Genomic DNA, 21,521 nt, shown 5'->3' on the forward strand with positions numbered 1-21,521 from the left:
TGCCTACCCGCGCTTGCGATAGCGGACCTTGGCCGGCCTGGCCAATTGCACCACCATCTTGGAGTGGTCGTTACGGTAGCTGTCGGCGGGCTGGGCCATCTCGAATTCATACTCGCGCAACAGAACCGAGAAGATCGCCTTGATCTGCATGGTTGCAAACGCCGCGCCGACGCAGCGGTGCCGTCCCGCCCCGAACGGAATCCAGGTCCACCGGTTGGCGATATCGGCCTGCTCGGGCTTGTTGTAACGGTCCGGGTTGAACGCATCCGGGTCGGGAAAGTCCTCCGGGATCCGGTTGGAGATGGCCGGGGAGGCGGCCACGAAATCGCCTTCGTGGATCGGGTAGCCCTCGACCTCAAACTCGCCTTGGGCCACTCGCATCAGGATGATCAGCGGTGGGTGCAGGCGCAGGGTTTCCTTGACCACGTTGTCCAGCTTCGGAATCTGGCGCAGCGCATGGAAACTCACCTCCTGGCCGTCGGCGTAAAGCTCCTCGAGCTCGTCGAGCACCTCGGCGTACACCTCGGGATGGCGGATCAGTTCGATCAACGTCCACGCCGACGTGCCGGAACTGGTGTGGTGCCCGGCGAACATCAGTGAGATGAACATCCCGGTGACCTCGTCAGCCGAAAAGCGGGGATTGCCCTCCTCGTCGCGGATCGACACCAGCACGTCGAGCATGTCGCGGTCGCTCTTGTCCTTGGGCGGGTTGGCCAGGCGTTGGTTCATGATCTCCTGCACCAGTGCCACCAGGTCTTTGCGTGCTTGGTCGCGGCGTTGGAAGCTTTCGATCGGCAGGTAGGGGTCGACGTAGCACAGCGGGTCGGTGCCGCGCTCGAGCTCGTGGTAGTAGTGCGCGAAGCGAGAGTCCAACTGGTTGCGGAACTTCAGGCCGATCAGGCAGGCCGTCGAGGTGTATATGGTCAACTCGGCGAAGAAGTCCAGCAGGTCGATCTCGCCCTCGTCACCCCACTCGGCGACCATCCGCTTGACTTCGCCCTCGATGGTGACCGCGTGTCCCTTCATCTGCTCACCACGCAGCGCCGAGTTGTGCAGCATCTCCTTGCGCCGCTCCGGGCTGGCATCGAACACCACACCCTTACCGAAGATCGGCGCCATGAACGGATAGGCCGCAGCCTGGTCGAGATCCTCGTCGGCAGAACGGAAGAAGAACTCGTTGGCGCCCGCACCGGAGAGCAGCGTGACGTGCTTGTCGGCGAGCTGGAACCAGCCGACATCGCCGCATTCGTCGCGCACCCGCTGCATCAGCCCGATCGGGTCGGTGCGAAACTCCTCGAGGTGGCCGTGTTCTTCTTCGCCGCCGGATACCCGCGGCACGACGGTTGTAATAGTCATGTATTCAGCGCTTCCTCATCGACTTTCAGCTGCTGACGTTCTTTCGTCGCACTCAAGGGGGCTTCGGGCTGCAGCTCCATGTTGACGACGAAACCGCCCCGGGGCGTCTCCGCGACGAAGGTGATGGCCCGGGCCAGATCGGCCGCCCGCAGGAAGTAGTCGTGGCGGGCTTGCCCCCACTTGGCCCAGTCCTCAAGCGCGGGCGCGATCAGTTCGGCGGGCAAGCTCCAACCCATCGCGGTCTTCGTCGGGCCCGGGTGCACGATCGATGCACGCACGCCGGTGCCCTCGAGTTCCATCTGCAGGTTGGTCACCATGGCGACCAAGGCAGCCTTGGCCGCACCGTAGGCACCCATGTGCGGACGCTGACGCAAGGCCACGTCGGAACCGACGAAAATCAGGTCACCGCGCTGCCTTTCCAGCATTCCGGGCAGTACCGCGGTGGCCAACCGGTTGGCGCCGATCAGGTGGATCTGCAGTTGCGACTCGAAACTGTCCGTGTCGATCTCGTGTAGCTTCCCGAAGTGGGTGTCACCGGCGCCGGTGACCAGAACTTCGATGTCGCCGAGCTGCTCGGTGGCTTGCCGCACAAAGCTTTTGACCGATTCCGGCTCGGTGACGTCGAGCGGCAGGGCCACCGCCTCGCCTCCATCGGCCCGGATCTTGTCGACGATCTCCTGGCACTTCTCCACTCGTCGGGCACCCAGCGCAACCGGAAAGCCGTGCGCCGCAAGCTCGGTCGCGGTGGCGGCTCCGATGCCCGAGGACGCGCCGGCCACGATCGCGGGCCTGCGCGCGGGGTGTGGGTCGAAGCGGGGCATCTAGGAAACCTCCACTGTCATGGGTAGGTGGGCGAACCCGCGGACATTGCTGGAGTGGACGCGGACGGCGTTGGCCTCGTCCACTTCGTATCCACGGATTCGCTTGAATAGTTCGGTGAGCGCCACCCGGGCTTCCATCCGGGCCAGGTGGGCTCCAAGGCAAAAGTGTGCCCCGCTGCCGAAACTCAGTAACTTGGAACCGATATCACGGCCGATCAGGTAATCGTCAGGATTTTCGAACACCCGCTCGTCACGGTGGGCCGAGCCCGGAAGCAGCAGCAGCACATCACCTTCGGGAATGGTGGTGTCGTAGAGGGTGAGCTCGCCGGAGACGACTCGGGCCAGGATCTGGCTCGATGTGTCGTAGCGCAGAGTCTCCTCGACCCATAGCGGTATGCGGGTCAGGTCCGCGTACACGGGAGTCAGCTGGTCCGGATTCTTGTGCCCCCAGAATGCGGCATTGGCAAGGAGTTTGGTGGTCGTCTCGTTGCCGGCGATCACCATCAGGAACATGAAGCCGAGGACTTCCTCGTCGGTGAGCCGGTCGCCGTCGATCTCGGCTTCCAGCAACGCCGAAGTCAGGTCGTCGGTCAGCTTCTTGCGCCGCTCGGCGATCATGCCCTGGTAGTAGACGATCAGGTTGATCGACGCCTCGATCGCCGACGCCGGCACGTCGTTGACACCGTCTTCACGGTGCATCACGCCGTCGGCCATGGCGCGGATGCTGTCTCGGTCTGGCTCCGGCACACCCATCAGTTCCGAGATCACGTCCATCGGCAGCTTGCCGGCAAACTCGGCGACATAGTCGACGGTGCCTGAACCGGCCTTGTCCATCATCACGTCTAGGTGCTGCACGGCGAGTTCGGTCACCCGCGGTTCGAGTTCGCGAATCCGTCTGGGCGTGAACCCCTTTGACACCAGCGTTCGCAGCCGCAGGTGCGCCGGGTCGTCCATCGCCAGGAACGACATCGTTTTCGACGCGTGCGGGCCACGGGAAATGGGATCCAGGGCCACGCCGTCGCGGTTGGACAACGTGGTGCTGTTGCGGAAGCCCTGATGCACGTCGCTGTGCCGGGACAAAGCCCAGAACCCCAGCGTTTCATTGTGATACAGCGGCGCCTCGTCGCGCAGCCGCCGGTAATACGGGTACGGATCCTCGTGGAAGTCGTAGTCGTAGGGATCCATGATCACGGGATCTCCGACATGAATAGTCATGCATCACCGCCCTTTTCGGCTCCAGCCAGAATGAGGCTCACCACATCGGCCAACCGGTCGGCGATCTCGTGATAGGTGAACTCCCCGCTGCCGGCCTGAACCAGAGCGCCGAAGAACGCCATTTGCAGAGCGGACACAGTCCCGGGTTGGGCGCCCGGCCCCATCGCGGAGGCGACACGACGATGGATCTCCGCGCCGATCCGGTCGCGCACCGCGCGTACCGCCGGGTCGGTGCCACCGCCCATCAGCGCCGCCGTGCAGGCGGTGCCGACCTCGGGCTCATCGGCGACCACCAGGGCCAGGTGCCGCAGCGCCTGATCGACCCGGGCATGCATGGGCTCGTTGACGTCGGTGAAGTAGGGAACCTGCCGGACCAGATCCAGGTAGATCTCGGCAATCAGGTGGTTCTTCGAGGAGAAGTACGTGTAGGCGGTCGCCGGCGCGACTTTGGCGCGAGCCGCAACCATGCGCACGGTCAGATCCGCGTAAGCGTTCTCCCGCATCGTCTCCATGCCGGCGGCGAGCACTTTGCGGAAGGTTTCTTCCTGGCGGCGATTCCGCGGCATTCGCTGGGCTTGCTGCTCGGCCGGGTCGGTATTCGAAACCAGTGCATCGCTGGACACATGTCCAAACTAGAGGATAGTCACGACGAGAAGCAAGCCTAGGGGCCAAAAACGCGGGTTAACTAGGATGATCAGGTCAGAGCGTCACGCTCGGCGGGGGTGGGCTCTTGCACCGCCACCAACGGTGAGGCTATGGTTCGGAGGAGCAATATCGGACACTTGTCCATTCGGATGGATTCTCGCCTTCCGAGGCCGAGCGCACCTGGTGGGAGTACTACATGGCTCTGTTGGCCAACGGCGTCAGCGCATTGTTCATCGACGGCAAGTTTGCCGAAGGCGGCTCGGGGACCTTCCCGACGGTCAACCCGGCCACCGAGGAAGTGCTCGGGATGGCGGCGGACGCCGACGCGCAGGACATGGGCCGCGCCATCGAAGCCGCCCGGCGCGCCTTCGACGACACCGACTGGTCGCGCAACACCGATCTGCGGGTGCGGTGTATCAGGCAACTACGCGAAGCGATGCAAAAGCACACCGAAGAACTGCGCGATTTGACCATCTCCGAGGTCGGCGCACCGCGCATGCTCACCTCGATGGCCCAGTTGGAAGGCCCGGTCAACGACCTGGCTTTCGCCGCGGACACCGCCGAGTCCTACCAGTGGAACCAGGACCTGGGTCAAGCCGCACCCATGGGCATCCCCACCCGGCGCACCATCGCGCGCGAAGCCGTCGGCGTCGTCGGTGCCATCACGCCGTGGAACTTCCCGCATCAGATCAATCTCGCCAAGCTGGGCCCCGCACTGGCCGCCGGAAACACCGTCGTGCTCAAACCCGCACCCGACACGCCTTGGTGCGCAGCGGTACTCGGGAAGCTCATCGCCGAGCACACCGACTTCCCGGCGGGGGTGGTCAACATCGTCACCTCCAGCGACCACAGCGTCGGTGCACTACTGGCCAAAGACCCACGGGTGGACATGATTTCGTTTACCGGGTCGACTGCGACCGGTCGCAGCGTCATGAGTGACTCCGCCGCCACCATCAAAAGGGTCTTCCTGGAATTGGGTGGCAAGTCGGCGTTCGTCGTGCTCGATGACGCCGATCTGGGTGCGGCGGCCGGGGTTTCGGCATTCTCGGTGTGCATGCACGCCGGGCAGGGCTGTGCCATCACCACCCGGTTGGTGGTGCCGCGGGCTCGGTACGACGAGGCCGTCGCCATCGCGGCCGCCACTGTGGGCGGCATCAAGGCCGGTGATCCCACCAATCCGAAAACGATTTGCGGCCCGCTGATCTCGGCGCGCCAGCGCGACCGGGTGCAGAGCTACCTCGACTCCGCCACCGCTGAGGGCGGCACCTTCGCCGCCGGCGGCGGGCGTCCCGCCGACCGGCCGGTCGGCTTCTACATCGAGCCGACGGTGATCGCGGGCTTGGGCAACGACGCCCGGGTCGCGCGGGAGGAGATTTTCGGGCCGGTGTTGACGGTGATTGCGCACGACGGCGACGACGACGCCGTCCGCATCGCCAACGACTCGCCCTATGGGCTGTCCGGCACGGTGTACGGCGCCGATCCCGACCGGGCTGCGGCGGTCGCCGCCCGGATCCGCGCGGGAACCATCAACGTCAACGGTGGCGTCTGGTACTCCGCCGACGCACCGTTCGGCGGATACAAGCAGTCGGGCAACGGCCGCGAGATGGGTCTGGCCGGATTTGAAGAGTATCTGGAAGTCAAAACCATTGCGACATCTGCCGGTTAACGCGAATTGAGGGAGCCCAGCGTGCAGTTCGAAAACAAGGTGGCCATCGTCACCGGATCCGGTGGCGGCATCGGTCAGGCCTATGTCGAGGCGCTGGCTCGGGAGGGCGCGGCCGTCGTCGTCGCTGACATCAACGTCGAAGCGGCCGAGGCCGTAGCCAAGCAGATCGTCGCCGACGGCGGCACCGCCATCAGCGTCCCGGTAGACGTCTCAGACCCGGCGTCGGCCAAGGCCATGGCTGATCGCACCCTGGCCGAATTCGGCGGAATCGACTACCTCGTCAACAACGCCGCGATCTTCGGCGGCATGAAGATCGACTTCCTGCTCACCGTGGACCCCGAGTACTACAAGAGGTTCATGAGCGTAAACCTCGACGGTGCACTGTGGTGCACACGTGCGGTGTACAAGAAGATGGCCAAGCGGGGCGGCGGAGCGATCGTCAACCAGTCGTCCACCGCGGCGTGGATTTACGCGAACTACTACGGTCTGGCCAAGGCCGGGATCAACGGCCTGACACAACAACTTTCGCGCGAACTCGGCGGTCAGAACATCCGGGTGAACGCCATCGCACCGGGGCCTACCGACACCGAGGCCAACCGAACCACCACGCCCAAGGAGATCGTCGACGACATCGTCAAGGGCCTGCCGCTGGCGCGGATGGGCACGCCCGAGGATCTGGTGGGCATGTGCCTGTTCCTGCTCAGTGACCAGGCGTCCTGGATCACCGGGCAGATCTTCAACGTCGACGGCGGACAGATCATCCGGTCATGACCGACGGCGGAGACGCAGTGAAACTGGGCTACATCGGCCTGGGCAACATGGGCACCCCGATGGCCAAGAGGATGATCGAATGGCCGGGCGGGGTAACGGTTTACGACATACGGACCGAGGCCATGACTCCGTTGGGCGACCGGGGCGCACGGCTGGCCGAGAACCTAGCCGACGTCGCCGCCGCCAACATCATCAGCGTCACCGTGCTCAACGATGAGCAGGTGCGTAGCGTCGTCGGCGACCTGGCGCCACATGCCAAGCCCGGCACCGTCATTGCGATCCACTCCACGATCAACGACACCACTGCCGAGGAACTCGCACGGGAACTGGAACCCCAGGACATCCACGTCATCGATGCGCCGGTCAGCGGGGGTGGACGGGCCGCGCGGTTCGGTCAGCTCGCGACCATGGTGGGTGCGAGCGACGAAGTCTTCGCACGCGTCAAAGAGCCGTTCTCGCATTGGGCGGAGTTGGTGGTGCACGCCGGCCCACCCGGTGCGGGCACCCGAATGAAGTTGGCCCGCAACATGCTTACCTTCACTTCGTACGCGGCGGTGGGCGAGGCGTGGCAGCTGGCCGAAGCGGCCGGGTTGAACCTGCAGGACCTGGGCAACGTCGTGCGCCACACCGACAAGCTGACCGGCGGAGCGGGTTCGATCATGTTCCGCGAGGACACGAAAGACCTTGAGCCCGGCCACTTTCTCTATGACGGGTTCACCCATACCCGTGGTCTCGGCGAAAAGGATCTGAGTCTGGCGCTTGGGTTGGCCGAGTCGGTTTCGGTCGACCTGCCGCTGGCTAAGCTGGCTCTGGAGCGGCTGGCGCCCAATCTTGGGGTGCCGCATACACAGAAAGAGACATGATGGACGAACTGCGCCGCACGGGCCTTGAGAAGATGAACGAGGTCTACGGCTGGGAGATGCCGAATATCGAGGGCGACGCATACTTCGATCTGACCGTCGACCACCTGTTCGGCACCATCTGGAATCGGCCCGGGTTGTCGATGAGGGACAAGCGGATTATGACGCTTACGGCGGTGACCGCCATCGGAAATCGGGACCTGGCTGAGATTCAGATCAATGCAGCACTGCTCAACGAGGAACTCACCGAGACCGAGCTGAAGGAGATGGCCGTCTTCCTCACCCACTATCTCGGGTTCCCACTTGGTTCGGCGCTCAACGGCGCGGTCGACACCGTGGTAGCCAGGCGCCGCAAGGCCGCGGCCAAAGGTGCCGGCGAGGACAAGAAGGCCAACGTCGGCGGCGCGTTGAAGATGCACTCTGGCGGCAAGTAGGCCGTCTTCTCGCCGGCCCGCTAGTGTGACCTGTCGTGCGCGTTCTGGTGATCGGTTCCGGTGCCCGTGAGCATGCCCTGCTGCTGGCGCTCAGTAGAGATCCGAAGGTCACGGGGTTGATTGTGGCGCCCGGCAACGCCGGCACGGCGCGGTTGGCCGAGCAGCACGACGTCGACATCACCTCCGGAGACGACGTCATCGCCCTGGCCCGCAAGGTCGAGGCGGATCTGGTGGTGATCGGTCCGGAGGTGCCGTTGGTGCTGGGCGTGGCCGACGCGTTGCGCGCCGCCGGCATCGTGTGCTTCGGCCCGGGTAAGGACGCGGCGCGCATCGAAGGCTCCAAAGCGTTCGCCAAGGAGGTCATGGCCGCGGTCGGCGTGCGCACCGCCTCCAGCGAAATCGTGGACAACCCCGCTCATTTGGACGCCGCGCTCGACCACTTCGGACCCGCGGCCGGTGACCCGGCGTGGGTGGTCAAGGACGATTCGCTGGCTGCAGGCAAGGGCGTGGTGGTGACACCCGAGCGCGAGGTTGCCCGCGCTCATGCCGCCGGCCTGCTCGATGCCGGTCACCCGGTGCTGTTGGAATCGTTCCTCGACGGACCCGAGGTGTCGTTGTTCTGCGTGGTCGACGGCGCCACTGTGGTGCCGCTGCTGCCCGCACAGGATTTCAAGCGCGTTGGCGACGGAGATGTCGGCCCCAACACCGGCGGCATGGGCGCCTACGCGCCGCTGCCGTGGCTGACGGATACGGCGTACCGAGAGATAGTCACCGGCATCGTGGAACCCGTTGCGGCCGAGTTGGTTCGACGCGGCAACGCCTTCAACGGTCTGCTCTACGCGGGTCTGGCGATCACCTCGAACGGGCCGGCGGTCGTCGAATTCAACTGTCGTTTCGGCGATCCGGAGACGCAAGCGGTGCTCGCGTTACTGGAATCGCCGCTGGGCCAGCTACTGCACGCCGCCGGCAGCGGGAAATTGGCCGAGTTCGACGAGTTGCGCTGGCGCGACGGCGCGGCGGTGACGGTGGTGCTGGCGGCCGAGAATTATCCTGGCTTCCCCCGGGTCGGCGACGTCATCTCCGGATCGGAGGCCGACGGTGTGCTGCACGCGGGCACCGCACGGCGGGAGGACGGTGCGATCGTCTCCTCCGGTGGGCGGGTGCTGTCGGTGGTGGGTACCGGCGACGACCTGACCGCCGCACGCACCCGGGCATACGAAATCCTCGATTCAATTCGCTTGCCCGGCGGGCACTTTCGTACCGATATCGCGCTGCGGGCAGCCGAGGAGCAATTGAGCCGCTAGCGCCCGCGGGTGCGGTCCTAATGCGAGTACTGCGGGCAGTACGCGGTGATCGCCGCGTTGACGCCGGCAGCGGCCTGCGCGGGGGTGATGCCTTCGTTGCCGCGCACGGTCGCCTCGGCGGCATCCCGGGGGCTGCCGCCGTTTTGCAGGCCCGAACACAGCGCCTGGCCAGTGCTGACCGCAGTGGCGGGATCGGTGACCGTGACACCGGGAATGCCCGACATGAGATTGAGGAAGGTCTGGTCCGGATTGGCCGCCGGTTGCGGCGGGACTGGTGGCGCTGCATCCAGGACCCGCGTGGGCGCAGGTGGCCGGACGGGCGCCGGAGCCTGAACGGGCACGGGCACGGCGGCTGGCGGAGCGTTGTTCGGAGCCGGGACCACTGGCTGGGGGACCGGTGCTTGGGGTGGCGCGTATTGCGCCGCCGGTTGTGGTTCGGCCAAAGCCGGGGCCCCCAAAGCCGGGGCCGCAACAGGCGGTGCGGGGTCCCCGATCGGGTAGCCGCTTGCACCCACAGCGGTGAGCGCTACCACCGCCGACACCGACGCGAACATCCGCCGCCTGCTGCGTTGCCGCGCTTTGTCCACGGGCGCGGCCGTGTGTTCGTGGGATCTGACTGCCATAGGTCGGGGCATGGTCAGCGCCGAAGCGGTCGGGTGACGACGAGCTTGGGCGGCCTGAGTGAATGCGTGGGCGAACTCGCCGCACGTCGGGTAGCGCTCGCCGGGGTCTTTGGCGAGAGCTGTCGCAAGCACCGGGTCGAAGACCCGAAGCATGGGATGGGTTTGCGCAAGCGTCGGCGGCGGCGCGCTGAGGTGACGGCTGATGACAACGGCCGGGTTTTCATGCGGGAACAGCGGTGATCCGGTCAGCAGGTGGTAGACGGTTGCCGCCAGCGCGTACTGGTCCGCGCGACCGTCAATGGGGTCGTCGGTGAGCTGCTCGGGTGCGGCGTAGGGGAACGTGCCGATAGTCATGTTGGTGGCGGTAAGACCACCGCTATCGCCAATGGTGCGGGCTATGCCGAAGTCGCCCAGCAGGATTCGCTGCTCACCGTCCCCGGACTCGCTGAGCAGGATATTGGCGGGGCTGACGTCGCGGTGCATCAGCTTGTGTTGCTGATGCGCGTAGTCGAGCGCACCGGCTATCGCCGTGACGATCGCGGAGACTTGATCGGCCGGCATACCGCCGGGGTAGTGGTCCCGCAGCAGGCTCGCCGCATCGGTTCCGTCGACGAAGTCCATCGAGATCCACAGCTGACCGTTGAACTCGCCTCGGTCGTTGACGCGCACGATGTTCGGATGCCACAGCGTGGCCGCTAGATCGGCTTCTCTGATGAACCGTTGGCGATAGGCGTCGTCCGCCGATACGTTGCCGCCCTGAATACCGCCCAGAATCTTCAGCGCTTCGCGTCTGGGTAACCGCGGATGCTCGGCGAGGTAGACCTCGCCCATTCCGCCCGCTCCCAGAAACCGAACAATCTTGTAGCCGGCGAACACCTCGCCGACCGTCAACTCCTTGCAGCGGCTTGCGCCTACCAACTCAGTCATTGCACCGTCCAATACAGCGAACCCCGGCACAGCATCGTCGCCAGACCGGGATTGAGCGTACGCCTGCAGTTCACTCTTACGCTACCTGTTGTTAACCAAGACATACCCATTGCTTAAACTTCGGCGCGTTGGCGCCGCCAGGGTGGTCGGATGATGAGCAGATTCAATCCATTTGCCGGGCAGTCATTTTCGCACCGTTATCGGATCGCGCGCGGCGGCGGGGTCGATCAGATTCTGATCTTCGGCGACTGACTGGCGGTAGTCGGAAGATTCAGTAATCTCGGATCGTCGATTGAGATGAGGAAAGGGCCCGCACGTGCTGACGTTGGCGATCATATTGTTCTTCGCAGCTCCAGTGTTTCTCTATTTCGCGTTCCATCCCAATCAAGCGTTCTATGCGGAAGAAGGATGGAAATTCAAGGATCGCCACGAGCCGTCCGAGAGGTACGCAGCGGCCAATGCGGTCTACTGCGTGATGATGGCAGTGGCATCGGTTTGCGTCGGCATCTGGATAATTTCGATTGATCATCGCGACAACGTCGCCGCGGAGCAGCGCAAGGCGATTGCTGAGTCAAACGCACGCTGCGTAAGGGACATTGAGCCACGCTTCAGGCAAACGGTCCGGTGGCACGGCCACCAGCTCGGCAATCCCGACAAGGTGAAAGAGCTTGCCAAAGAGCTAGGCGTCGATGTGAAGATCGACCGTTCGAGCTCGACGGGAACAGTCAGTGACGACGTCGTCGTCTCCGATCCGAAAAGGCCCGGCGACACGACATTGTTCATCCTGGACGGCATCCTGTGGGAACACCAGGAGGCCGGAACGCAGGTAGGGTGTCGGCGTACCTAAGCAAGGTTAGAAAGCTACGGCTTGGCCGTCCCGACGCGGATCGCTAGCCGCCAGATAGCCGTCATCAAGGCGCCAAATGGCCTGGCAGCTGCCGAACGCGTTGTAGTCGTCGACGATCAGAAGTTCATGGCCGCGCTGACGCAACTCGTCCAGGGTGGCCGGGGAAAAGCCCTGCTCGCAGGCGACTTGCAAACCTTGCACCCAGCGGAACCGCGGACCGTCGCAGGCCGCTTGCGCGTTCTGGTGATAGTCGGCGATGCGAACCAACACCTGCACGTGTCCCTGAGGTTGCATCGGACCACCCATCACGCCGAAGCTCATCACCGGGGCAGCGTCCTTGGTGACAAAACCCGGGATGATTGTGTGGAACGGACGTTTCCGGGGGCCGATGCGGTTCGGGTGTCCTTGTGTCACAACAAAGTCCGCGCCTCGGTTCTGCAACGCAACTCCGGTGCCGGGCACCACGACGCCGGAACCAAAACCCATGTAGTTCGATTGGATCATCGACACCATCATCCCGGCGGCGTCGGCCGCGGTGAGGTAAACCGTGCCACCCCTGGGTGTTCCGGCTGACACGGGCTTCGCCCGCTGCGGATCGATCAGTGCCGCACGCGCTTTCAGATATTCGCGATCGAGGAGACGCTCGACGGACACCGTCATGTGCTCGGCATCGGCCACATACGCGTGTGCATCGGCGAATGCCAACTTCAGCGCTTCGATCTGTAGGTGCACGCTGTCGGCGGAATCGACTGCCAGCGCAGACATGTCGAAGTGTTTCAGAATTCCCAGCGCGATCAGTGCAACGATGCCCTGGCCGTTCGGCGGTATCTCGTGCACCGTGTACCCGCGATAGTCTGCGCCGATGGTGCCTACCCACTCCGCACGATGGGCGCCCAGGTCGTCGGCAGCCATGACCCCGCCGTTGGCCGTGGAGTGTGCGACGAGCGCTTCGGCCACTTCGCCCCGATAGAAGATCTCGCCGCGCGTAGCCGCGATCTTTTCCAGCGTCGCAGCCTGTTCGGGAAACCTGAACAGCTGCCCAGGCCCGGGCGCACGTCCGTCTGGCATGAAAGCCGCCGCGAACCCAGGCTGGGTCGCGAAAACCGGAACCTGCGCCCGCCATTGCGCGGCCACCATCGGCGAAACCAGAAAACCGTTGCGGCTATAGGAGATTGCGGGTGTGAATAGTTTCTCGAACGGGAGCTTGCCGAACCGGGCGTGCAATTCGGCCCACGCCGACACTGCCCCGGGCACCGTCACGGCATTCCAGCCGAACGCCGGAACACCCTGAGTGCCAAAGTATTCCGGTGTCCAGGCGGCCGGCGAGCGGCCCGAAGCGTTGAGCCCGTGCAACCGTTCGCCGTCCCAGACGATGGCGAAGGCATCCGATCCGATGCCATTGGAGACGGGTTCGACTACGGTCAGCGCGATCGCGGTGGCTATTGCCGCGTCCACCGCGTTTCCGCCCTCGGCGAGCATCCGCAACCCGGCCTGGGCGGCCAGCGGTTGGGACGTGCAGACCACGTTGGTGGCCAGGATCGGGGTGCGCGGCCACGCGTAGGGGAAATCCCAATCAAACGGTGCGCCCACCTGGCGAGGGTAACCCCACGCGGCGAAGGAAACGCCACTTGGCGAGCGTAACCCCACGCGGCGAGGGCAACCCCACCGCGAACCGAACCCCTCTGCGAATTCGAAGGAGTTTTTTCGCAGCCACGTTCGGTTCGCGCCAAAGCGCCAGACAGCCAGAGAGCCAACTAGGCCGTCAGTAGCGGCGCAATCCAGGTCAGCTCGGCCGGCAGCTGCGAGCTCCAGAAACCGCCGTCGTGACCCCCCGGGGAGAACCCGCCCGCCGGCGGGTTGGGCAGCTGGGCGATGAACTGCTTGGTCGCCGAATAAAACGGGTCGCTGTCCCCGCAGTCGATGCGGATCGGAATGGAGCCCAAAGCGGGCATTCCCCACACCGAGTTGGCCGCGTAGTCCTCGGGTCCGTCGAATGCCCCCGGCGCGGCCGCCCCCGGAGACGTCCACAGTGCCGGGCTCACCGCGCAGATCGCCGCCGTGCGGCCCGGGCCGAGCCGACCGCCCAGCAGCAAGGCGCCGTAGCCGCCCATCGACCAGCCCAGAAAGGCAACCCGCGAGGTGTCCAAACCGTGGCTGTCCAGCACTGGAATCAGCTCGTTGAGGACCATCGCCCCGGAGTCGTCGCCGGAGGCGCGCCGATGCCAGTAACCGCCGCCGCCGTCGACAGCAACCACCGCAAACGGCGGCAACCCTGCGTTGACGGCCTGCGCCAAGCCCTGTTCGACACCGCCGGCCATCACTGTGGCCGCATCGTTGCCTTTGCCGTGCAGCGCGATGACCGGACGCAGCGGTTTGGTCTGGCCGGGCGGCCGTGCAATCGCCCACCCGGTCGATATTCCGCCCCGGGCTGCCGAGGCGAAGGAGCCTGTCACCATGGTCGGAGCGGCCTGAGCGGGTGGGGCCGGATCGAGTGGCCGTGCCGGCGCCAATGGAACGTTTGTCCCAGTCCCAGAAATCGGCGCGGCACCCGATGGCCGGGGCTGAAACAGCACGTCGAACGCATATGCGCCGACCGCACCACCTACCGCGGCGGCTCCGAGGCCAAGCACGGAGCGGCGGCTGATGTCAGGCATGCGCGCCATCATGCCATGTTCGTTTCGCGAAAATGGCAATGCAGTACCACTTTGACTGGCAGCATAAGTGGGCGTGACAGCAGCAGTTACTCCCAAAGGGGAACGTCGGCGGTACGCGCTGGTGAGCGCTGCCGCCGAGCTGCTCGGCGAGGGCGGGTTCGAAGCGGTGCGCCATCGGGCGGTTGCCCGACGGGCCGGCCTCCCATTGGCGTCCACCACCTACTACTTCTCGTCGCTCGACGATTTGATCGCCCGCGCGGTCGAACACATCGGGATGATCGAGGTTGCTCAGCTACGTGCCAGAGTCAACGGCCTGTCCCGGCGGCGCCGTGGGCCGGAGACGACCGCCGAAGTCCTGGTCGACCTGCTGGTGGGTGACGTCTCCGGGCCCGGGCTCGCCGAGCAGCTGATATCGCGATATGAGCGTCATATCGCGTGCACGCGGCTACCGGCGTTGCGCGAAAGCATGCGGCGCAGCTTGCGTCAGCGGGCGGAGGCGGTCGCCGAGGCCATCGAGAGATCAGGACGGTCCGTACAAATCGAACTGGTGTGCACGCTGATCTGCGCGGTCGACGGCTCGGTGGTGTCCGCGCTGGTGGAGGGGCGTGATCCGCGCACCGCCGCGTTGACGACGGTGATCGACCTGATCGACGTGCTGGCGCCAGTGGACCAGGGGCCGGTGCGGATCAGCCTTGCGGAGTGAGGTCCGCGGGTAGCGCCGGTGTGACGATGTAGCCGGTGGCCGCATCGCCGTAGCCGGTGACCTTGTCGGGGCAACGCTGCGCGTAGAGGGCCACATAGGCGCAAACGACGGCGTCAACGGGGTCTTCGACACGACGCAGGTCGCTCTTGCGTCGGGCGGCGCGCACCTGCTGGCGCAACCTCGACCAACCGGCGTGATCCGCGACGCGCATAGGCACCGGGGCGTGCGCCAGTGCTTCAAGGCCGTCCATGAGCCGCAATAGTTCTGATCTGAGCCGTTCGATGTCGCGTCCGGGCTTGGCCTTGTACTTCAGCGTCCGTGGCAACCGAAACAGAGCGACCATCGCGGCATGCGGATAGACCTCGATCGCGCGTCTGGAAGCGCCTGAGAACGGATCCAGGTCCAGATTCAGCGCCTGGGCCAGCCGTCCGGCGCGCGGTCCGTCGGCGAATTCCGGCTTGCCGGTGTTCGCCGGATGAGCACCGGCCTCGAATCTGCGGAAATCGCGGTTGAGCGCGGTCTCCGCCGGCCGCTGCCCGCTGGGGTTGACCACCACCAAGGGTGCGTCGAAACCCACCAGGCAGTCACCCTGCACGTAGGGACGCAACGCGGCCAGCACGTCGGCGTCGTCGCGGACGGCGCAGACACTGATGAGAACGCCGTCATCGTCGACCACCGCGACACCGGTCGGGTTGCGGCCCGCCCACGCCAGGTCCACACCGGCGAAGTACATCGGACCAGGCTACGGCGACCGACCGTAAGCTAACTGTCTGTGAGCATTCCGAACGTATTGGCCGGGCGATACGCCAGCGCGGAGATGGTGGCGATCTGGTCGCCCGAGGCCAAGGTGGTCGCCGAGCGGCGGCTGTGGCTGGCGGTGCTGCGGGCTCAGGCGCAACTTGGTGTACCGGTTCCCGCGGCGGCGATCGCCGACTACGAGCGGGTGCTGGACAACGTGGACCTGGTTTCCATCGCGGCGCGCGAGCGGGTCCTGCGACACGACGTCAAGGCCCGCATCGAGGAATTCAACGCCCTCGCCGGTCACGAGCACGTGCACAAAGGCATGACCAGCCGCGACCTGACCGAGAACGTCGAGCAGTTGCAAATCCGGCAGTCCCTCGAGCTGGTCTTCGCCCACGGCGTCGCGGTGGTGGCCCGGTTGGCCGAGCGCGCGGTGTCCTATCGCGACCTGGTCATGGCCGGACGCAGTCACAACGTCGCCGCGCAGGCCACCACCCTGGGCAAGCGATTCGCCTCCGCCGCCCAGGAAACGCTGATCGCGTTGACCAGGCTGCGCGAACTGATCGACCGTTACCCTTTGCGGGGTATCAAGGGCCCCATGGGCACCGCGCAGGACATGCTTGACCTGCTCGACGGCGACACCGCCAAACTTGCCGCGCTGGAACGTCAAACCGCCGGATTCCTAGGTTTCTCAACCGTTTTGCACAGCGTCGGTCAGGTGTATCCGCGGTCACTGGACCACGATGTCATTTCCGCGCTGGTGCAGCTGGGCGCGGGCCCCTCTTCGCTGGCACACACCATCCGGTTGATGGCCGGGCACGAACTGGTTACCGAGGGCTTCGCCGAGGGCCAGGTCGGCTCGTCGGCGATGCCGCACAAGATGAACACCCGTAGCTGCGAACGGGTCAACGGCCTGCAGGTGGTGCTGCGCGGCTACGCCTCGATGGCCGCCGAACTGGCCGGTGCGCAGTGGAACGAAGGGGATGTGTTCTGTTCGGTAGTGCGCCGAGTTGCGTTGCCGGACAGTTTCTTTGCCATTGACGGTCAGATCGAGACGTTCCTGACGGTGCTCGACGAGTTCGGTGCCTACCCCGCGGTGATCCAGCGCGAACTGACCCGGTACCTGCCGTTTTTGGCCACCACCAAGGTGCTGATCGCGGCGGTGCGCGCCGGCGTGGGCCGCGAGTCGGCCCACCATGTGATCCGCGAGCACGCGGTCGCCACCGCGCTGGCGATGCGTGAGCGCGGAGCGGAGCCCGACCTGCTGGACCGGCTGGCCGCCGATGACCGGCTGCCACTGGACCGGGCTGCACTCGATGCCGCGCTGGCCGACAAGAATGCTTTCACCGGCGCCGCCGGTGACCAGGTCGACGAGGTGGTCGCGGCGGTGAACGAACTGGTGTCGCGCTACCCGGATGCGGCCAAGTACGCGCCGGGGGCGATTTTGTGACACTAGCCGCCGCCGATATCGACTTCACCGATCTGGACAACTTCGCCAACGGCTTTCCGCACGAGTTGTTCGCCGTCCATCGGCGCGAGGCGCCCGTCTACTGGCACGAGCCCACCGACAACACGCCCGACGGCGAAGGCTTCTGGTCGGTCGCCACCTACCCGGAAACCCTTGCGGTGCTGCGTGATCCGCTGACATTCTCCTCGGTCACCGGCGGTCAGCGGCCTTATGGCGGCACCCTGCTGCAGGATCTGGCCATCGCCGGGCAGGTGCTCAACATGATGGACGATCCGCGGCATTCCCAGATTCGGCGGCTGGTCAGTTCGGGGTTGACACCGCGGATGATCCGACGCGTGGAGGACGATCTGCGCGCCCGGGCGCGCGGACTGCTGGACGCGGTGGTGCCGGGCGAGCCGTTCGACTTCCTGGTCGACATCTCCGCCGAACTGCCGATGCAGATGATCTGCATCCTGTTGGGAGTGCCTGAGTCCGAACGACATTGGCTGTTCGAGGCCATCGAGCCGCAGTTCGACTTCGGCGGTTCCCGCAAGGCCGCGCTGTCGCAACTGTCGCTGGAAGAGGCCGGGTCGCGGATGTACAGCTACGGCCAGGAACTGATCGCCGCCAAGCGGGCACAGCCGACCGACGACATGCTGTCGGTGGTGGCCAACGCGAAGGTCGATGAGGCCGAAGCCATGTCGGATCTGGAGTTGTATCTGTTCTTCAGTCTGCTGTTCAGTGCCGGTGCGGAGACAACGCGCAATGCGGTCGCCGGGGGACTGCTGGTGCTGGCGCAGCACCCCGAGCAATTGCAAGCGCTGCGAACGGATTTGGATCTGCTGCCCACCGCGATCGAAGAGATCGTCCGGTGGACCTCGCCGTCACCGTCCAAGCGGCGTACCGCCACCAAAGACGTCACGCTCGGTGGACAGGCGATCGAAGCGGGCCAGAAAGTGCAGATATGGGAAGGCTCGGCCAACCGCGACTCCGACGTGTTCGAACGTGCCGACGAATTCGATATCACCCGTAAACCTAATCCGCACTTGGGCTTCGGCCAGGGGGTGCACTACTGCCTGGGAGCCAACCTGGCCCGGCTGGAGTTGCGGGTGCTGTTCGAGGAACTGCTCTCGCGCTTTGGTTCGGTACGTCTGGTCGAGCCGGTCGAATGGACCCGCAGCAACCGTCACACCGGCATCCGCCATCTGGTCGTGGAACTGCACGAGTGAGAACCCGGCTCGCGCCGGCGCCCGATGCGTTCGCCGCGGTGATGGCGACGGGGATCCTCTCCGTCGCCGCGGACAAACATCATTACCCCAAGATCAGCGAAACTCTGGGTGTGCTAGCCACTTTCGGCCTGATCGTGCTGGTCGCCCTGGTGCTCGTGACCGGCGGCATCACGTCATGGGATCGCACCGATCCCGACGTGACGCTGCGGCTGTTCACCTTTGTCGCCGCGTGCGCCGTGCTGGACAGCCGGCTGGCATCGGTGACCCCGGCGGTGCTCACACTCGGCGCTATTGCGTTATCGGCATGGCTGGTGCTGGTCGGGCTGACCGCACGCAACATGGCGGCCCACTCGTGGACGCAGTTGCGCGACCGCGCGCACGGCGCGTGGGAATTGGGCAGCGTCGGTACCGCGGGGCTGGCCATTGTGGCCGCTCAGATTGCCCGGCACACCTCCCAGCGCTGGGCGCTGACGGTCGCCGTGCCGGTCTGGGTGGGTGCGCTGTGCATCTACGGTTTGATGACGTGGCTGATCCTGTGGCGGGCTGTCCACGAGCGACAGCACCGTGCCGGGTTCGAGCCCGACTCCTGGATTCTGATGGGCGGCTTGGCCATTGCGACGCTGGCCGGCGACGATATCCACGCCCTGGCACCAGGTTGGCTGACACCGGTGGCGCGGACCGTCACCGTGGTGACCTGGGTGGTGGCGACGCTGTGGATACCACCGCTGATCTACTACGGCCTGCGACGAATCAAGCGGCGTCCCGCGATGCTGCAATTCGCCGGGGTGTGGTGGGCCATGGTCTTCCCGTTGGGTATGTACTCGGCGGCCACCGCCGCCACGGCCGCCGAACTCGGTCGGCCGGCGCTGACCACCGTTTCGCTGGTGTTCTTCTGGGTGGCACTGACCACTTGGGTGATCGTCGCCATTGCCGGATTGCTGCGGTTGGCTACGTCTGCAAAGGGGACAACGGCTTAGGATTCCGCAGTAGCGTCTGCGCAAAAGCAGGCCAGCGGGTGCCCAGCCACAGGAGTGCGCGATGAGTGAGCCTCAGCCGGAGATCGGGACGCGTCTTGGGCCTTATCTGTTGAAGCGCAAGCTCGGCAGCGGCGGTATGGGAACCGTGTACGAAGCCCAGGACACCGTGATGGACCGCGTCGTCGCGTTGAAACTTATCTCGGGGCCCTACGCGCAGGACGCGGCCTACCGACAGCGCTTGCAGCGCGAAGCGCGGATCGCCGGGCGCCTGCAGGACCCCCACGTGGTGCCGGTCCACTCGACGGGCGAGATCGACGGGCAGCTTTACGTCGACATGCGCCTGATCAACGCCACCGATTTGGAAGCGTTGTTGCGGCAGTCCGGGCCGCTGCCACCTGCCAGAGCGGTGGCGATCGTGCGTCAGGTCGCCTCGGCGTTGGACGCCGCGCACACCGCCGGGGTGTTGCACCGCGACGTCAAACCGGCAAACATCCTCGTCACCTCGGACGACTTCGCGTATCTGGTGGATTTCGGGATCGCCAACGCGGCCACCGAGACGAAGTTGACTCAAATGGGCGACGTGCTCGGAACCTGGACCTACATGGCGCCGGAAAGGTTCAAGGGCGACGAAAGTCAGGTGACACCCCGGGCGGACATCTACGCGTTGGCGTGCGTGTTGTTCGAATCCCTCACGGGCACACCGCCGTTCACCGGAGACACCGCGAGTCTGGTCGGTGCGCATTTGAGCGAAGCGCCGCCGCGGGTGAGTTCGCGCCTAGGGTTGCCCCCGGCGCTGGACGCGGTGATCGCGCGCGGCATGGCCAAGCACCCGGGGGACCGTTACGCGACCAGCGGTGAGTTCGCCCAAGCGGCTGAGGCGGCCCTGGCGAGCCTGGGTTCGGCAACGACGGCCTTCGCCATACCGCCCGCACCGGCGCCAACAGCGCAAAGCAGGCCAGAGCCTGCGCAGCCGCCGCAACAGTGGACGCCCCCTCCCGCCCAGTACGGATACCCGCCCACGGCGGGCCCTCCGATGAGTTATCCCGCGTCACCGCCGAGTAAGGGAAAACGCACCAAGTGGATCCTGATCGCGGCGGCGATTGTCGCCGTCGTCGCGGTGGCGGCCGGAGTCGGGATTTGGCAGCTGGCCGGCAACAATCCCGGAGCCAAGAATGCGGTGGATATCAGCAAACTCGACGTCGGCCACTACGGCACCAAACCGCGCCCCGTATCCGGCCCCGTCACCGCGGAGGAGGGCCGATACCTCGAGGCGTATCGCCTCGCCGAAGCCATAGCGGATCCGTACGCCGTGGACCCAGTGCTGGATCACGTCTACGGCAGCGCCGTCCCGGAGCCGCAGCGCGCGGCCACGACCATCTCGGGGACCGGAACCCCGCTGACCCAGCCGGTGCTGGAAAAGTACGGGATGATCACCGCGTACATCGTCGAAGGAGTTTCCAAGCGCATCAACGACTTTGCCCGCGAAGGCAACGGCGACATGTCGTTGGTCATGGTCACCAGCTTCCCCAACCCGGACGCGGCCGCGCGGGCGGCCACCGAGATGGAGTCGGTCGATTTCGCCGTCAACGCCGAGAACCGCAGCGTTTCGATTCCTGGCTTTGCGCAAGCCAAGGCCCACTACCGACCGGGTTCCCCCTCGCTTGCGGCGACGATGGCCTCGGGCAGTTTGGTGCAATCGGTCTTGGTTCGCAGCGACGCCCATCCCGACGTTTCCGACCTGACGCAGCGAATCAAACGGACACTCGAACTGCAGGCCCCGCTGATAGCGCGGCAGATTCCGGCTCTGGTTGCCGGACTGACCACCCTGCCGCCCGACCCCGATCACATGCTCAGTCGACTGTTCGTGTCGGGAGACCAACCGAAGATATCCGAGCAATTCGGCAGCGTAGGTCCGCATGCGGCCGTGTTCTGCGCGGACAGCCAGGCTCGCAAGGACGGGCTGTTCAACCAGGCCGGTATCGACCGGTGCGCCTTCGATTTGGACGCAACGCTGGTGCGCGCGCGAGACGAAAAGGCGGCGACGGCCATCTTTCCCAAGCTGGTCGAGTCCGAGCGGGACGAATACATCGAACGCGATATTCCGTCGCCCGCGGGCTTGCCAGCAGCGAAGTGCTTCGAGGAGAAACCGGCAATTGCGGCCGATACCCCGAATGCCCGGTTTGCCTGCTATGTCTCATTCGGCCGCTACATCTCCTCGGTGACAAGCGGTGAGGAAAACGACGTCCGCCAGCGCGCCGCCGCCCAGTACGCCATCCTGGTCAACAGCGCCTGAGCCGGTGG

19 protein-coding genes are annotated in these 21,521 nt (G+C 65.5%); 11 read left to right on the forward strand and 8 right to left on the reverse strand.

Annotated features, from left to right (window positions below; genetic code table 11):
• Positions 1 to 3 precede the first annotated feature (3 nt).
• The 4 genes from A5634_RS16400 to A5634_RS16415 are packed head-to-tail and all read right to left on the reverse strand — an operon-like array spanning position 4 to position 4,015.
• On the reverse strand, positions 4 to 1,356 hold the full coding sequence (locus A5634_RS16400; protein ID WP_065145089.1) for a cytochrome P450: 1,353 nt from the start codon (positions 1,354 to 1,356) through the stop codon (positions 4 to 6).
• On the reverse strand, positions 1,353 to 2,177 hold the full coding sequence (locus A5634_RS16405) for an SDR family oxidoreductase (protein WP_065145090.1): 825 nt from the start codon (positions 2,175 to 2,177) through the stop codon (positions 1,353 to 1,355). Before A5634_RS16405 ends, A5634_RS16400 begins: the two co-directional genes overlap by 4 nt.
• Complete coding sequence (locus tag A5634_RS16410; protein ID WP_065145091.1) at positions 2,178 to 3,392, reverse strand: cytochrome P450; 1,215 nt, start codon at positions 3,390 to 3,392, stop codon at positions 2,178 to 2,180.
• Complete coding sequence (locus A5634_RS16415) at positions 3,389 to 4,015, reverse strand: TetR/AcrR family transcriptional regulator (protein ID WP_065145092.1); 627 nt, start codon at positions 4,013 to 4,015, stop codon at positions 3,389 to 3,391. The genes A5634_RS16410 and A5634_RS16415 overlap by 4 nt, the downstream gene beginning before the upstream one ends.
• A gap of 218 nt (positions 4,016 to 4,233) precedes the next feature.
• On the opposite strand from A5634_RS16415, the gene A5634_RS16420 reads away from it, so the two are divergent.
• From A5634_RS16420 to purD, 5 genes are read left to right on the forward strand one after another with little or no spacing between them, the layout of a single operon-like run.
• A complete protein-coding gene (locus A5634_RS16420) occupies positions 4,234 to 5,703 on the forward strand; it encodes an aldehyde dehydrogenase (RefSeq protein WP_065145093.1) in 1,470 nt (489 codons plus the stop codon).
• Positions 5,704 to 5,724: 21 nt separating this feature from the next.
• Positions 5,725 to 6,474 (forward strand): SDR family oxidoreductase, encoded by a 750-nt coding sequence (locus A5634_RS16425; RefSeq protein WP_065145094.1) that lies wholly within the window; start codon positions 5,725 to 5,727, stop codon positions 6,472 to 6,474.
• Complete coding sequence (locus A5634_RS16430; protein ID WP_065145095.1) at positions 6,471 to 7,337, forward strand: NAD(P)-dependent oxidoreductase; 867 nt, start codon at positions 6,471 to 6,473, stop codon at positions 7,335 to 7,337. The genes A5634_RS16425 and A5634_RS16430 overlap by 4 nt, the downstream gene beginning before the upstream one ends.
• Entirely contained in the window at positions 7,337 to 7,768 is a 432-nt protein-coding gene (locus A5634_RS16435; protein ID WP_065145096.1) for a carboxymuconolactone decarboxylase family protein, read from the forward strand. The genes A5634_RS16430 and A5634_RS16435 overlap by 1 nt, the downstream gene beginning before the upstream one ends.
• Before the next feature lie 35 nt (positions 7,769 to 7,803).
• Entirely contained in the window at positions 7,804 to 9,072 is a 1,269-nt protein-coding gene (purD, locus tag A5634_RS16440; RefSeq protein WP_065145097.1) for a phosphoribosylamine--glycine ligase, read from the forward strand.
• 17 nt (positions 9,073 to 9,089) lie between these two features.
• Here the strand turns inward: purD and A5634_RS16445 are convergent, their stop codons facing one another.
• Complete coding sequence (locus A5634_RS16445) at positions 9,090 to 10,622, reverse strand: serine/threonine-protein kinase (protein ID WP_065145098.1); 1,533 nt, start codon at positions 10,620 to 10,622, stop codon at positions 9,090 to 9,092.
• Positions 10,623 to 10,938: 316 nt separating this feature from the next.
• Between A5634_RS16445 and A5634_RS16450 the strand changes: the two genes are divergently transcribed.
• Entirely contained in the window at positions 10,939 to 11,469 is a 531-nt protein-coding gene (locus A5634_RS16450; RefSeq protein ID WP_065145099.1) for a hypothetical protein, read from the forward strand.
• A 6-nt stretch (positions 11,470 to 11,475) separates the two neighbouring features.
• Here A5634_RS16450 and ggt read toward each other — a convergent pair whose 3' ends face one another.
• Both ggt and A5634_RS16460 read right to left on the reverse strand, forming a co-directional pair.
• Positions 11,476 to 13,059 carry a gamma-glutamyltransferase gene (gene ggt, locus A5634_RS16455; protein ID WP_065145100.1) on the reverse strand — a complete coding sequence of 528 codons (1,584 nt, stop codon included), beginning with the start codon at positions 13,057 to 13,059 and terminating at the stop codon, positions 11,476 to 11,478.
• A 164-nt stretch (positions 13,060 to 13,223) separates the two neighbouring features.
• Positions 13,224 to 14,135, reverse strand: a complete 912-nt coding sequence (locus A5634_RS16460) for an alpha/beta hydrolase-fold protein (protein ID WP_065145101.1) — start codon at positions 14,133 to 14,135, stop codon at positions 13,224 to 13,226.
• 55 nt (positions 14,136 to 14,190) lie between these two features.
• On the opposite strand from A5634_RS16460, the gene A5634_RS16465 reads away from it, so the two are divergent.
• Positions 14,191 to 14,826, forward strand: a complete 636-nt coding sequence (locus A5634_RS16465; RefSeq protein WP_155769578.1) for a TetR/AcrR family transcriptional regulator — start codon at positions 14,191 to 14,193, stop codon at positions 14,824 to 14,826.
• On the opposite strand, the gene A5634_RS16470 is transcribed toward A5634_RS16465, so the two are convergent.
• Positions 14,810 to 15,559: a DUF429 domain-containing protein gene (locus A5634_RS16470; RefSeq protein WP_065145103.1), complete on the reverse strand. Its 750-nt coding sequence runs from the start codon at positions 15,557 to 15,559 to the stop codon at positions 14,810 to 14,812. The two genes, A5634_RS16465 and A5634_RS16470, sit on opposite strands and share 17 nt — an antisense overlap.
• A 39-nt stretch (positions 15,560 to 15,598) precedes the next feature.
• Between A5634_RS16470 and purB the strand changes: the two genes are divergently transcribed.
• The 4 genes from purB to A5634_RS16490 all read left to right on the forward strand — a co-directional run bounded on the left by purB (position 15,599) and on the right by A5634_RS16490 (position 21,513).
• Positions 15,599 to 17,017 (forward strand): adenylosuccinate lyase, encoded by a 1,419-nt coding sequence (gene purB / locus A5634_RS16475; RefSeq protein ID WP_065145104.1) that lies wholly within the window; start codon positions 15,599 to 15,601, stop codon positions 17,015 to 17,017.
• Positions 17,014 to 18,243, forward strand: coding sequence for a cytochrome P450 (locus A5634_RS16480; protein ID WP_065145105.1), 1,230 nt, complete (start codon positions 17,014 to 17,016; stop codon positions 18,241 to 18,243). Before purB ends, A5634_RS16480 begins: the two co-directional genes overlap by 4 nt.
• Complete coding sequence (locus A5634_RS16485; RefSeq protein WP_301337115.1) at positions 18,240 to 19,220, forward strand: tellurite resistance/C4-dicarboxylate transporter family protein; 981 nt, start codon at positions 18,240 to 18,242, stop codon at positions 19,218 to 19,220. The genes A5634_RS16480 and A5634_RS16485 overlap by 4 nt, the downstream gene beginning before the upstream one ends.
• Before the next feature lie 61 nt (positions 19,221 to 19,281).
• Entirely contained in the window at positions 19,282 to 21,513 is a 2,232-nt protein-coding gene (locus A5634_RS16490; protein ID WP_081290475.1) for a serine/threonine-protein kinase, read from the forward strand.
• Positions 21,514 to 21,521 lie beyond the last annotated feature (8 nt).

The sequence above is a fragment of the Mycobacterium asiaticum genome, assembly GCF_001673365.1.
Lineage (GTDB): Bacteria > Actinomycetota > Actinomycetes > Mycobacteriales > Mycobacteriaceae > Mycobacterium > Mycobacterium asiaticum_A.